Here is a 13,345-nt window from a genome sequence, read left to right as displayed (position 1 = left end):
CCCCTGGCGGGCCAGCAGCTCACGCCTCTCCAGCTACAGAATGCAAGGGGGAACACCTACACCATGAACAAACTAAAAGCACCCATCATGATCTTGGCAGTGCTGCTGCTAGGTAACCTGCCGGCATGCGCAGCGGGCATGCCCAACTCCACAAACACGGAGTCCGGTCAGCTCGGTCAGCAGTCGGTTCCACGAAGCTCCAACGACGCCTATGCCAATATTCCAGCCGACCAGATTCGACGTGCCGGGACCGATGTTGATTTTATTTGGGAACCAACGGACCCCCTCTACGGGTTCAACAAGTATCCTATCGTCGCGCGAATTCACGTCGAGTCAATCAGCGGTGGACGTACATTCAGCCCCATCACCAATCAGTATGTGTTTCCTCAGACCGTGGGGAAAATGACTGTCCGAGAGGCCTACAAGGGCGACATTGTCCCGGGCGTGCAGGTGAACTATTCGCGGGTTGGCGGAACTGTAACTTACGACGAATACTGGAACAGTCTCAACAAGGCCCAGCAGGAAAAGATCTTGAGACTCAACGGCGGCACGAAGCCTACCGATGCAAAGTTCATCAGGGCAAAGATCACCGACGACGTCGACGTCGAGGCCGGTAAAGAGTATGTCGCCCTACTCATGCCACAAACGGGCCAGGACGGCCAATTGTCAGAATATTCAGTGCAGGGTTACCAGTACGGGCTCAGGGAGGTTAGAGGCAACGGCGCCCAAACCACCGTACTGAACAACGAAACCCATGAATGGGAGCGCCTCGACAGTTTCGTGAAACTTCCGTAGGTGAGGAGGCTGTCGAAGGCCGTTCTTCCATAAAGAGATACCCTCAGACACACAAAGGCTGGGGGTATCTCCATTGCCGTAGCCCCAACGAGCAGTCAATCCTGTCCGTGGCTACGCTGACGAATGCAGTGCCAGCGCCGCCGGCCTTGTATGCTTCACTCCGTCGTTCTCTGTTGCGGGCCAACCTTTATGGATTCCCTGTCTGGGCTTTATGCAGGGCCCTCAGGAACGGCTCCCCCAGTAACTTCCAATCCTCCTCGGACGCTTTCTCGTCGGCGATGCACTCCAGGCATTCATCCACCTCGTAACTTTCGCCCCAGCAAGCTGCAGCCTTGGCAAACATTGACAAGTGTTCCCCGCAGCCATGAAGAGGCTGCGGGAAACACTGCTGGCTGGATTAACCCAAGCGGGCTACTTCACCGACGTCAGGTAGTTCGCCAGCGTGGGTGTGATGCGGGTGCCCGAGTTGGAGCTGCCGCCGTTGGTGTGGATGGCCATGATGGTGTTGGAGCTGTTGTAGACGGGGGCACCACTCTGGCCACCATAGGTATCCATCTTGTAGTAGACCTTCTCGGTGGTGGTGCTCTCGATGGGTCCGGTCATGGACCACATGGTGCCGAATGCTTTGTCACCTGGGTAGCCGCGGACCGTGGTGTTGGTCCCGTTCAGGCTGGCGGTAGTACCGGTGTAGTTGAGCCACCCGGTGGTGTTGCCGATGGTGCAGTCGAGTTTGATGACGCCCCAGTCGGCGTTGGTGTTCGCCGAGTCGATCCAGCGCTGGTCCGTCAGGAGTTGCGTGGCGCCGCACGTACCGTAGGGATCGGTTGAGCCATTGCGCCCCGGAGCCACTTTGACGCCCCAGGAGTAGTCAGCTGTCGATCCCGTGCCGCCCTCATGCACGCAGTGCCCAGCAGTCAGCACGGTGTCATCGGAAATCAGGGCACCGGAGCAGATGTAGCCGCCGTTGAATTCAATCTGCACGATGGAGCGGTTGGGTGCAGCTGTGGTGTTGGTGATGCGGACGCGACCATCCGCACCGATGACTGAGTCCGTGGAGGCGCCGCCGTTCTTGGACGGTGCGGCAATCGTGTATCTGTCTGCCAATGGTGACGCGGCGGAACCGGATGTCAGCGACGGGTCCACTGTGTGCGATACAGGCTGGACCTCGGCGGCGGCCACTTGCGGCGTCGACTCTGACGCTGTTGCGGCTCCACCAAGCGAGGACGTCAAAGCCATCACTGCAGCTCCGACAAGCAAAGCAACGTTCTGCTTCTTCATGGGTACCTTTCGAGGGACGGCTCTTGTGAAACCGTGCGAGGGATGTGATACACATGCTTCACATGTGCATGACAAAACTGTCATACACATGTGAATAGTCTGTCAAGATGCTGGGAGCTCAATCTCAATAAAAAGAAAATCCCCGGAACCGTCAGGTCCCGGGGATTTACTAGAACAGGGCGCTTAGCGCTGGACTGCTCCGAAGCGCTCGGCCGCAACAGCAACAGCCGCGGCACGGGCTTCAGAAGCCTCATCCGCCGTCAGCGTGCGGTCGTCAGCACGGAAGCGGAGGCCGAACGCCAATGACTTCTTGCCCTCCTCGATGCCGGGACCCGCGTAGACATCGAACAATGCGACGTCTTCGAGAAGTTCGCCGGCACCTTCACGCAGCGCGGAGAGGACCTGGTCTGCCGGAACGTCCTCCGGGACAACCAAGGCAACGTCCTGCGTAGCGACGGGGAACCCGGAAATGTGCTTGGCCACAATGACGTCAGGGGCAGCATCGAACAGTGCCTCCACATTGACCTCAACAGCCACTGACCGGGCAGGCATGTCGTGGGCGGCAAGGAGCTTAGGGTGCAGCTCTCCTGCGTAGCCGACGACATCGCCGTTGCGCAGCGCTAGCTGGGCGGCACGGCCAGGGTGGAACGCTTGGTGGCTGCCCTGGCTGACAACCAGCTCCACGCCCAGGACGTCGGCCATGAGGCGGGCAACGTCAAGTGCATCAGCCCAGTCCCACGCACGCGGGGCGTGGGTGGCAGCTGCCGGGGAATCATGGCCGGTCAGAACGGCGCCGATGTGCAGCGGCTGGTGCGGAACGCCGTCGTACAGTGCATCCAGAACCTCATCGGAGGGCTTGACGCCCAACGGTGGGATGGAATCCGTACCCAGCTTCTCGCCGGGAAGGAAGACTGAACCAACTTCATAAAGAGCCAGATCGCGGAAGCCACGCGAGTGGTTGCAGCGGGCAACCTCAATCAGGCCCGGCAGCATGGACGTGCGGAGGAAACCTTGCTCCTCGCTGATCGGGTTCGCCAGCTTCAACGCCGGACGCGCCGCGCCTTCAGCAGCAACACCGAACGTGTCGTTGGCTGCCTTGGAGACGAACGGGTAGGACAGCACCTCGGTAAGCCCCGCATCCGCCAAGGCTTGGACAACCCGGCGCTTCTGCTGCTGGCTGCGGCTCAGGCCACGGCCTGGAGGGGCCACCGGAAGAGTCGAGGGGATGTTGTCATAGCCGACAAGGCGCGCGATTTCCTCGGAGAGGTCTTCCTTGGTTTCGAGGTCATTGCGCCAGCTGGGAGCCGTGACCCTGTAACCGGCGGCAGTCTTTTCAACCACAGCGCCAAGGTCTTCAAGGGACGTGGTGATCTGCTCTTCGGTGAAATCGATGCCGATACGGGCTGCGGCGAACTCTGCCGGCAGGTCAATGACGACGGCGTCAGGAGCGGTTCCGACGTCGGTCCCGGCCTCATCTGCAGTGCCACCGGCGAGTTCCACCAAGAGATCCACTACGCGCTGGGCAGCAATGTTGGCTACGTGCCAGTCCACCCCGCGCTCGAAGCGCTTGGAAGCCTCGGATGGCAGCTTGTGACGACGGCGCGAGCGGGCAATCGACACTTCATCGAAGTGCGCGGCTTCCACCAGGATGTTCGTGGTGGAGTCGGACACCTCAGTGTGCGCACCGCCCATCACGCCGGCGATGCCGATAGCGCCGGAGTCATCGGTGATCAGCAGGTCCTCGACGTCGAGCGTGCGCTCCTTGTCATCAAGGGTGGTGATCTTCTCCCCCGCCACGGCACGACGCACCACGATGTCGCCCGCGAGCTTATCGAGGTCGTAGCAATGGTTCGGCTGGCCGAGCTCAAGCATGACGTAGTTGGAGATATCTACCGGGAGCGAGATGGAACGGACGCCGGCCAGACGCAGGCGCGCAGTCATCCACGGCGGAGTGGGACGCGAGGCATCTACACCACGGACAGTGCGGGCCACGAAGCGGTCGCAGCCCGGCTTGCCGTAGATCGGTGCGTCGTCGTTGAGCTTGACGCCGTAGCCACCCTGAAGCGTGGCCGGCGCGTTGACCTTCGACGCCGGATCCACGAACGAGGTTCCGGTGGCGTGGGCGTACTCGCGCGCAACGCCACGGATGGAGAAGGCGTAGCCGCGGTCCGGGGTGACGTTGATCTCCGCTGCTTGGTCGTACAAGCCCAGCAGCTCCATCGCGTCAGTGCCGATTTCCGGGTCCAGACCGATGCGGGAGAGGACCAGGATGCCGTCGTGGTCATCGCCGATGCCCAGTTCGCGGACGGAAGCGATCATGCCGGCAGACAGGTGACCGTAGGTCTTACGTGCGGAGATCCGGAAGTTTCCGGGCAGCACGGCGCCGGGGAGGGTGACAACTACCTTGTCGCCTTCAACAAAGTTGTGGGCGCCGCAAATGATGCCCTGCACGCCGGAAGGATCGATGCCCTCGCCGGTGAGTTTCTGCTCCTGCCCTTCCGGGACGACGCGGACCTGGCACCAGTTGATGGTCTTGCCATTGGTCTGCGGCTCCTTGACCAGGCTCAGAACCTGGCCCACCACAACAGGACCAGTCAATTCGTCCGTGGGACGGTGGACTTCTTCTTCTTCAAAACCAACCTTGACCAGGTCAGCCATGACGTCTTCGGCCGTTGCATCGGCCGGTACCTGCGCGAATTCACGCAGCCAGGAAAGTGGGATACGCACTGTTAGATCTCCATCCCGAAGTGCTCGCTGAAACGTACGTCGCCTTCGATCATGTCGCGCATATCGCCGACTTCGTTGCGGAACATGAGCGTGCGCTCAATACCCATACCGAAGGCAAAACCTGAATAGATGTCCGGATCGATGCCGGCCGCCCGGAGGACGTTGGGGTTGACCATGCCGCAGCCGCCCCACTCGATCCAGCGCGGACCGCCCTTGGCACCGGGGTGCCAGATGTCCAGTTCGGCGGAAGGCTCCGTGAACGGGAAGTAGTTGGGGCGCAGGCGGATGGAGGCTTCATCGCCGAACATCTGCCGGGCGAAGTGCTCCAGCGTGCCGCGGAGATCCGCCATACTCAGGTCCTTGTCGATCGCCAGTCCCTCGAACTGGTGGAAGACAGGCGTGTGCGTGGCATCGAGTTCATCGGTGCGGAACACCTTGCCCGGGCACAGCACGTAGATGGGCACTTCGCGTTCCAGCATGGAACGTACCTGGACAGGAGAGGTGTGCGTGCGCATGAGCAGGTGCGCCTCGGGCGGCTCCACGAAGAACGTGTCCTGCATTTCGCGTGCCGGGTGGTCCGGCTTGAAGTTCAGGGCGTCGAAGTTGAACCACTCGGACTCAACTTCGGGGCCTTCGGCAATTTCCCACCCCATGCCAACAAAGATGTCCGAAACGCGGTCCTGCAGCGTGGACAGCGGGTGGCGCGCACCTGCACGGCGACGACGCGGAGCGGCAGTCACATCGACGGTTTCTTCCACCAGGATGCGGGCGTCATTCTCAGCCTCGAGAACTTGGGTCCGGGCTGCGAGCGCCTGGTTAACGCGGCCACGGGAGGACCCCATGAGCTTACCGGCCGCAGCCTTGTGCTCCTTGGCGAGCCCACCGATTTCACGGTTGGCAAGGCTGAGCGGCGACTTCTCACCGGTGTGGGCGAGGCGGACAGCCTTGAGTTCTTCGAGGGAGGAAGCGGCCGCTATTGCAGCAATGGCGTCCTCGACGGCAGCGGTGATGGCGGCTTCATCCAGCGGGTTCGGGATGGCAGCGCCTGGCAAAGTGTCAGTCATCTACTGTTCTTAGCTACGAGTAGGGAGCGGCCGGCAAGGCAGGCCTGCAAAACGAAAGGGCAGTGCTCGCCGCGGACGGCAGGCACTACCCTTCAGTCTAGTTGAACCTCACCGGCGGGATTTAACCCACCTGGCCCCGTCCCGCTATGTGAAATGACGACGTCGGCCCTCGCCTTTCGCTTAGGCGCCCGACGACGGCGGTGCAGTGGGCGGCGGCGGCGACTGGCCGTCGTCGTGCTTCTGGCCGGGCTGCTGCGCAGGCGGCTGTGGTGCCGCTTCCGGGGGTGCACCCGGCGTGTATCCCTGCCCTGCCCAGTTCTGTTGAGGCTGTGCAGGTTGCTGTGGGTAGGCACCCTGCTGTACCGGGGCCTGATAGCCCTCCGGCCCCGGCTGCGGCACCTGGCCCGGCTGCCAATAAGGGGAGGCGCCTGCGAGCGCGGGCGCCTGCTGGGCCGACCTCCTGCGGAGCAGCACAAACAGGAGTACTAGTGCCGCGGCAATGACCAGCAAAGCCACCAGTGTCCAGATGATCCACATCGGAACACCAGCGTTGGCTTCGGCCTTGGCCTGGACCACGGTCTCGTTGATGGACAACATGTCGAACGTGGCTGTGTTGCCATCGACGGTGGCGCCCTTTGCCTCCACCACCTTGCCCGGGAACGTGAACTTGACGGAGGCTTCGTCAAACATGGACTTGGCCATGCTGGAAGCCTGGGGGTCGCTGCTGTCGGCGCCGGTCACTCCACCCATGGAGAGGACATAGAAGTCCCCCTCCTTCTTCAGCTCGAAGGGGTTCTCCGAGCTGGACGACTCTGCAAGCTTCGCGGGGTCAAGGTTGGCAGCTGTGATCCGCTTGCCCTTGTATTTTTCGTCCTCGTAGTCAACCACGGTGGCACCGTCCGGGATGTCCATCTCCTGGCTGCCACTGCCACCGCCGTTCGACTCCATGAATTCGTCAAAGGACTTATCGCCCAGTACCGACTTCTGGATCGCGTAGACAACCTCGTAGTCCACACTTTTCTCATTGTTGACCTTGACTGACATGTTCAGCTTGACGCAGCCGGTCAAAGCCACCATGACAGCAAGCAGGACACCCACTACGCCCATGGCACGTTTAACGTTCATCGTGTTTCTTCCCCCATTCATTCCCCTGCACCGATGAGTGCTCGAACAGCGTATCCCTGCCGCTCATGCCGTGCCATACACGACGGGTCTAGCATGGCTTCATGACTCCCGCGCAGCGCCTACGGCAGATCGCCAACGTCGTGAACCTGTCTACCCCGCTGGGACTCGCGGTAGCCGCTGCGTCCAGAACCACCCTGGCCCGCGGGCCACGCGGCCTCCTGATAGCAGCCGGGTATGGCTGGAAACTCCCCCATGCTGGAGCATTCACTCTGGGGAACGTGATCCTGTACCGGGCGCCCCAGGGCGTTGCCGGAACGAACTCCGTGCTGCTGGGGCATGAGGAGCGGCACAGCACCCAGTACGCGTACTGCCTGGGACTTCCGTTTCTTGGCCTCTACGGCATAGCCGCCGGGTGGTCCATGCTGCGCAGCGGGAATCCAGGTTCGAGGAACTTCTTCGAGCGCCAGGCCGGCCTCGCGGCGGGCGGCTACATCGACAACCACAACCTGCCGGACGGACCGGCCGGCCATCGAATCGAGGCTTAAGCATGAAGCGAACCATCACCGTCACAGGGACCGCCACCGCCAACGCTGTTCCGGACCTGGTCACCATAACCCTTGGCGTGGAGACGCGCCGGGACACTGCCGCGAAAGCATATGACGACGCCGGCAAGGCGGCTGGTGCTGTGGCCGCCAGCCTGCGGGAGGCAGGCGTACCAGCCGTGGACCTGCGAACGAGTGGCCTGAACCTGCGCGCTGATCTTGTGTGGGTTGAAGGCCAGGGCCAGAAAGTCACCGCATACGTAGCCTCCACGAATCTGCAGGTTGGCATCCGGTCACACGCGGATGCTCCAGCTGCTATTGCCGCCGCCGTGGCGGCCGGTGGGGACGACATCAGGATCAATGGGATCGAGCAAGGCTTCGCGGATTCAACATCGGTCACTGCGCAGGCGCAGGAAGCAGCATGGCAGGATGCTTTGGCACGCGCCGAACAGTACGCATCCCTGGCCTCCGCCCGGTTGGGACAGGTAAGGTCTATTTCCCAGCAACCGGTTCATGGAGCCCCCATTCCTTTGGGAGGGATGGTCAGGGCGTCGTTCTCTGCTGAGGCGCTGACCATCGAAGCGGGCGAGTCGTCTGTTTCGGCCAGCGTCACGGTCGAATGGGAACTCCTCTAGTGAATGGCACCCGCGGAGAGCTTTGCATCTGACTGCGTAAGCAGGGCAGTCCGGACCACCACGGAGATACCCTCCGCCATCGATTCCAGGGACATCGATGGGGTGACGCCTTCCGGTGACACCTGCTCCGGAAGGTACGGGACATGCACGAATCCGCCGCGGACGTCTGGCTCGGATGCGAGCAGATGCATCAGCGCGTAGAAGACGTGGTTGCACACGTAGGTACCGGCAGACTGAGACACCTCTCCTTTGATTCCGGCGATCTGGAGGTTTCTGAGTGCCGCTTTGATGGGCAGGCTTGAGAAGTAGGCGGCCGGACCGCCAGGAACGACCTCTTCATCAATGGGTCGCTGCCCTTTGTTGTCCGGGATCCGGGCGTCGTCGCAGTTTATGGCCACACGCTCCAGGGATACGCGGTCCCGGCCACCTGCCAAGCCGACACAGACAACAATGTCCGGGCTGAGGCACTTCATGGCGTCTCCGAGGACGACCGCCGACTCACCAAAGACGCACGGCAACTCCATGGCTTCGACGTCGAGACCTTCGGCCCTGAGGATCTCCCGCGCCCGGTTCACGGCGAGCCATGACGGATTCAGGTCATCCTTGCCAAAGGGTTCGAAGCCAGTCAGCAGAATCATGGGCCAACCTTAGCAACGCCCGCACACCGACCGTCCCGAACACGCCTACGGGGCCTTGACATTCGTTCGAACATACATTCGAATGGAGTTCATGAGATGGGACGCACAAGCACTTTCACCAACGCGTGGACCGGCGTCAGAAGAAGGCGGTACCGGTGCTCCGGGCCCTGCCCCGGCCTTGGATGCCCTGTTGCCGCTTTCCGGGCTTGTGCGTTCCATCTCGACACCCGAATTCTCCGGAGTCACCTTCCATGAGGTCACCGCAAAGTCAGTGCTCAACAAGGTGCCTTCCGGTTCCAACATGCCATTCGAGTGGACGGTAAATCCATATCGCGGCTGCAGCCATGCTTGCGTTTACTGCTTCGCCCGCAAGAGCCACACATACCTGGAATTCGACGCCGGCCGGGACTTCGATTCGCAGGTGGTGGTCAAGATCAACGCCGCCGAGGTTCTCCGCAACGAACTTGCCAAGCCATCATGGAAGCGGCCCCAGGTTGCCCTTGGCACCAACACTGACCCTTATCAGCGCGCAGAAGGCCGTTATGCCCTCATGCCCGGAATCATCCGGGCACTTGCGGATTCCGGCACTCCGTTCTCCATCCTGACCAAAGGCACCCTGTTGGCACGGGACATCCCCCTGCTTAAGCATGCTGCCACCCAGGTTCCCGTGGACTTGGGCATCTCGCTGGCCATGACCAATGAGGACCTGGCAGAACTCATCGAGCCGGGCACGCCCTCCCCCAGGGCCCGCTTGAAGCTCATAGCCCGACTCCGTGACGCAGGCCTGGGGTGTGGCGTCATGGCGATGCCCATCCTGCCGTGGCTTACAGATTCGGATGAAGCCCTCGACTCCTTGTTCACCGAACTGACCACTGCAGGTGCCACGGGAGTCACAGCCGGTGCCCTTTATCTCAAGCCCGGGACGCGTGAGTGGTACATGACGTGGCTGGCCACCCAGCATCCTGAGCTGGTTGGCAAATACCGCCGTCTCTACGGCCAGGGCAGCTACGCATCCAAGGAGTACCGCACCTGGCTGACCGGCAGGATCAGCTACTTCAAGGCGAAATACGGTTTCACCGGGACATCGGGATTCAGCCACCGGAATGCACGGCCCGCCTCCGCGCCTGCGGCGGCACCCGCTGCGGGAGCTTCCGCCGCCCTCCCGGGACAGCAGCCGCTTTTCTGAGCGAAACACACGTGCGGAACAAAGGTGAACAGCACAGAAAAGGTGAACAGCACAGAAAAGGAGGGACCGCCGTCGGGCAGCCCCTCCTTCCTTCAATACTTGCCAAGCAATCGCAGCCGCCAGGAAGCCGGAACCACGTTGGCCTGGACAGTGCGGCTGCTCAGCAGGTTGAAGTGCTGGAAGATCATGCCGATGTTGTGGCGGGCAGCGCGTAATGTGGCTCCCTGCAACTGGCTGATGTTTCGTCCGTCGACAGTAACCGTGCCGGAATCCGCCCCTACAAGGGAGTTGATGGTCCTGATCAAGGTGCTCTTGCCCGCACCGCTCCGGCCGACCACCCCGTAGATTTCGCCACGCGCAATCGACAATGAGACGTCGTCCAAAGCGACGACCGGATTCTCCCCTGAGCCGTAGCGCTTGCTGATCCGGTCAACCGAAATCATGCAAGATGCCGCCACTTGGTTCATCGAAGTGTCCGGTTCCTAAGCGCGAGCGGCTACGCGATCCAGCAAAGCCCGGACAATCGGGAGGTCCGCCGGAATCCACGGGAGGTTGAGAGCTTCGTCACACTCAACCAGCGACAGCCACCGCAGTTCGTCGTGGTCCTCCAGCGGCATGGGCTCTCCCGCCGTCAACTCAGCGAACCAAACCCGCATGGACGCGCGCTCATTGAGCGTCCACCCGGATGTAGCGCCAGACTCAAGTTCCGGCCCGAGGCGCACTTCAACGCCGAGTTCTTCCGCGAGTTCCCGGTGCAGGGCGGCCTCGGCCGCTTCCCCGGCCTCCACCTTGCCACCAGGGAACTCCCACATCCCCGCAAACTGGGGAGGGGCTGTACGCCGCGCGGCAAGAAGGCGGGTGGGGGCGTTCAATGAGTCGACGACGGCGGCGCCCACGACGTTAATGAGAGCAGTCACCGCAACAGTCTATGGCCGTTCCAACAATGGGCATGGTCACATAGCGACCCCAAGTCGCGACGGCGGGACTAAACTTGTTATCGGATTTTCTCCGCACTCCCAGCCCATCAGGCGCCCCTCAAGAAGCAGGCTTATGACTACCACCGTGTCCCCACCCGCCACCGCCACAACAGGAAGGCGCCACCTTGGCCTGGCCATCCTGGCCTTGGCCATGGGTGGGTTTGCCATTGGTACCACCGAGTTCGCCATGATGGGGCTGCTGAAGGAAATCGAGGACGGGCTCGGCATCAGCACCCCCGAGGCCGGAAACCTCATCTCGGCCTACGCCCTCGGCGTGGTCATCGGCGCGCCGATCTTCGCCGCTTTTGGGGCGAAGCTCCCCAAGAAGCACCTTGCGTTGGGTCTCATGCTGTTCCTCTCGCTGGCCAACCTGACATCATTCATCGCCCCCGACTACGGCTTCATGCTGCTCTCCCGCTTCGCATCGGGCCTTCCGCACGGAGCCTTCTTCGGGGTAGCAGCCGTGATCGCGGCCGGCCTTGTCGCCCCAACCAAGCGGGGTTGGGCGATCTCCATGGTGATGGCAGGACTGACCGTCTCCAACGTCATTGGCGTGCCCTTGGCCACCTGGGTTGGGCAGACATTCGGGTGGCGGCTGCTCTTCATCATTGTCGGGGCAATCGGGCTGCTGACCGTTGCCATGGTGTGGAAGTTTGTTCCCTTCCAAGCAGCCCACCCGGATGCCAGCATCCGGCGCGAACTCGGAGCGCTTAAGCGTCTTCAGGTATGGCTTGCCTTGCTGATCGGCATCATCGGATTCGGCGGGTTCTTTGCCGTCTACACCTACATCGCCCACACCATGACGTCCGTGGCGGGTATTCCCGAAAGCCTCATCCCTGCAGTGGTGGCCCTCTACGGACTCGGTATGGTGGTGGGCAACATCATCGGCGGGCGCATCGCCGACAAATCCGTCATGGGCACCATCTACTGGGTCATGCCGGGAATCGCCGTCGCCCTGGTGGTCTACGCCATAGCTGCGCATTGGGCCTGGGCGGCTTTCATCATGGCCTTCGTTGTTGGAGGAGTCGGATCGATGCTGACCCCTGCGTTGCAAACCCGCCTCTTGGACGCTGCCCCGGGTGCCGCCTCCCTGGCGTCGTCACTGAACCACTCAGCCCTGAACATCGCCAACGCCCTCGGTGCCTTCCTGGGTGGCACTGTCATCGCCTGGGGCTGGGGATACGTGGCTCCTGCCCTCGTGGGCGCGGTACTGGCCATCCTGGGCCTTGGAGTGGCCCTGTTGAGCGGCCTGCTCGAACGCAAACGACCACTTGCCACCTGATGAGGACATCAGCAGCGACTCGAACCAATCGTTAACGCAGATGGGCTCCGCAAAAGCGGAGCCCATCTGCGTTAACTCTGTAAAGCTGCCGACCTAAACCTGCGAGGCCTGAACCCGCTCGATGTCGGGTTCGAGGTAAATGACCCGTGCAATCGGAACGGCTGCGCGGATGCGCAGCTCGGCGTCGTCGATTCCCTGGGCGATCTCCTCGCCTGTTTCAGATGCCCCCATGGAGATTTTGGCGGCTACCAGCAGTTCTTCCGGACCGAGGTGAAGGGTCTTGAGGTGGATGATGCGGGTGCCGTCGGCTTCCAAGGCGGTGGTGATGCTCTGGACGTCCTCCTTGGTGGCGGACTCTCCCAGCAGCAACGACTTGGTTTCCAGGGCAAGAACCACAGCGATGGCAACCAGCAGGAGGCCGATCATGGCGGTACCGAGGGCATCCCACACGCCGTCGCCGGTGATAAGAGTCATGCTGACGCCGAAGAGGGCGAACACCAGGCCGAGGAGCGCACCGAAGTCTTCCAGGAGGATCACCGGCAGTTCGGGCTGCTTGGCGTTGCGGACGAACTTGACCCACGACTGCTTGCCGCGGACGTGGTTCGACTCGATGATCGCCGTACGGAACGAGAACGATTCAGCAATGATGGCACCCACCAGGACGGCCAGCGGGACCCACCAGAAGGCCCCCTCAATGCCGTGCGGGTGCTGGAACTTCTCCCAGGCTTCGTACAGGGCGAACAGGCCACCGACGCTGAACAGCACAATGGACACGATGAACGCGTAGATGTATCGCTCACGGCCATAGCCAAACGGATGCTCAGGGCTGGCGGCGCGCTTGGCACGCTTTCCTCCCACAAGCAGCAGGATCTGGTTGCCGGAGTCGGCCACTGAGTGGATGGCTTCAGCAAGCATGGACGAAGACGCCGTCAGGAAGAAGGCAATGAACTTCAATACAGCGATGGTCAAGTTGGCGGCGAGAGCCGCCACGATCGCTTTGGTACCGCCACCTGCAGCCACGAAAGCTTCACCTCTTCGGGTTAGGGAAAGTTTGGAAATTGGCCAAGAAGAGTCTTCATCGTCTGATCTTGCAAGC

Annotated in this window: 13 protein-coding genes; 5 read left to right on the top strand and 8 right to left on the bottom strand. The window is 61.9% G+C overall.

Annotation, left to right across the window (positions count from 1 at the left end; genetic code table 11):
* Positions 1–63 precede the first annotated feature (63 nt).
* Positions 64–795, top strand: coding sequence for a hypothetical protein (locus tag N7568_RS17750; RefSeq protein WP_261611094.1), 732 nt, complete (start codon positions 64–66; stop codon positions 793–795).
* Positions 796–1,206: 411 nt separating this feature from the next.
* Here the strand turns inward: N7568_RS17750 and N7568_RS17745 are convergent, their stop codons facing one another.
* The 4 genes from N7568_RS17745 to N7568_RS17730 all read right to left on the bottom strand — a co-directional run bounded on the left by N7568_RS17745 (position 1,207) and on the right by N7568_RS17730 (position 6,989).
* Entirely contained in the window at positions 1,207–2,073 is an 867-nt protein-coding gene (locus tag N7568_RS17745) for a trypsin-like serine peptidase (RefSeq protein WP_261611093.1), read from the bottom strand.
* Positions 2,074–2,256: 183 nt separating this feature from the next.
* Complete coding sequence (gene pheT / locus N7568_RS17740) at positions 2,257–4,800, bottom strand: phenylalanine--tRNA ligase subunit beta (RefSeq protein ID WP_261611092.1); 2,544 nt, start codon at positions 4,798–4,800, stop codon at positions 2,257–2,259.
* A gap of 2 nt (positions 4,801–4,802) precedes the next feature.
* Positions 4,803–5,864, bottom strand: coding sequence for a phenylalanine--tRNA ligase subunit alpha (gene pheS, locus N7568_RS17735; protein WP_261611091.1), 1,062 nt, complete (start codon positions 5,862–5,864; stop codon positions 4,803–4,805).
* A gap of 180 nt (positions 5,865–6,044) precedes the next feature.
* Complete coding sequence (locus N7568_RS17730; protein ID WP_261611090.1) at positions 6,045–6,989, bottom strand: LppM family (lipo)protein; 945 nt, start codon at positions 6,987–6,989, stop codon at positions 6,045–6,047.
* A 101-nt stretch (positions 6,990–7,090) separates the two neighbouring features.
* On the opposite strand from N7568_RS17730, the gene N7568_RS17725 reads away from it, so the two are divergent.
* Together N7568_RS17725 and N7568_RS17720 are read left to right on the top strand one after the other, a co-directional pair.
* Positions 7,091–7,534, top strand: a complete 444-nt coding sequence (locus N7568_RS17725; protein WP_261611089.1) for a hypothetical protein — start codon at positions 7,091–7,093, stop codon at positions 7,532–7,534.
* A 2-nt stretch (positions 7,535–7,536) separates the two neighbouring features.
* The gene (locus tag N7568_RS17720) at positions 7,537–8,166 is read left to right on the top strand and encodes an SIMPL domain-containing protein (RefSeq protein WP_261611088.1); all 630 of its coding nucleotides are present in this window, start codon (positions 7,537–7,539) and stop codon (positions 8,164–8,166) included.
* On the opposite strand, the gene pcp is transcribed toward N7568_RS17720, so the two are convergent.
* Positions 8,163–8,804: a pyroglutamyl-peptidase I gene (gene pcp / locus N7568_RS17715; protein WP_261611087.1), complete on the bottom strand. Its 642-nt coding sequence runs from the start codon at positions 8,802–8,804 to the stop codon at positions 8,163–8,165. The two genes, N7568_RS17720 and pcp, sit on opposite strands and share 4 nt — an antisense overlap.
* A gap of 91 nt (positions 8,805–8,895) precedes the next feature.
* Between pcp and N7568_RS17710 the strand changes: the two genes are divergently transcribed.
* Positions 8,896–9,990, top strand: a complete 1,095-nt coding sequence (locus N7568_RS17710) for an Rv2578c family radical SAM protein (protein WP_261611086.1) — start codon at positions 8,896–8,898, stop codon at positions 9,988–9,990.
* A gap of 92 nt (positions 9,991–10,082) precedes the next feature.
* On the opposite strand, the gene N7568_RS17705 is transcribed toward N7568_RS17710, so the two are convergent.
* Positions 10,083–10,433, bottom strand: a complete 351-nt coding sequence (locus tag N7568_RS17705) for an ATP-binding cassette domain-containing protein (RefSeq protein ID WP_261611085.1) — start codon at positions 10,431–10,433, stop codon at positions 10,083–10,085.
* A gap of 39 nt (positions 10,434–10,472) precedes the next feature.
* On the bottom strand, positions 10,473–10,907 hold the full coding sequence (locus tag N7568_RS17700) for an NUDIX domain-containing protein (protein WP_368736525.1): 435 nt from the start codon (positions 10,905–10,907) through the stop codon (positions 10,473–10,475).
* A gap of 133 nt (positions 10,908–11,040) precedes the next feature.
* On the opposite strand from N7568_RS17700, the gene N7568_RS17695 reads away from it, so the two are divergent.
* Positions 11,041–12,249: an MFS transporter gene (locus N7568_RS17695; protein WP_261611084.1), complete on the top strand. Its 1,209-nt coding sequence runs from the start codon at positions 11,041–11,043 to the stop codon at positions 12,247–12,249.
* 93 nt (positions 12,250–12,342) lie between these two features.
* Here the strand turns inward: N7568_RS17695 and N7568_RS17690 are convergent, their stop codons facing one another.
* A complete protein-coding gene (locus tag N7568_RS17690; protein ID WP_261611083.1) occupies positions 12,343–13,269 on the bottom strand; it encodes a cation diffusion facilitator family transporter in 927 nt (308 codons plus the stop codon).
* Positions 13,270–13,345 lie beyond the last annotated feature (76 nt).

Source organism: Paenarthrobacter aurescens, from assembly GCF_025421775.1.
GTDB classification, from domain to species: Bacteria; Actinomycetota; Actinomycetes; order Actinomycetales; family Micrococcaceae; genus Arthrobacter; species Arthrobacter aurescens_B.
The sequence above is the reverse complement of the archived record's forward strand: the minus strand, read 5'-3'. Positions and strand labels throughout refer to the sequence as shown.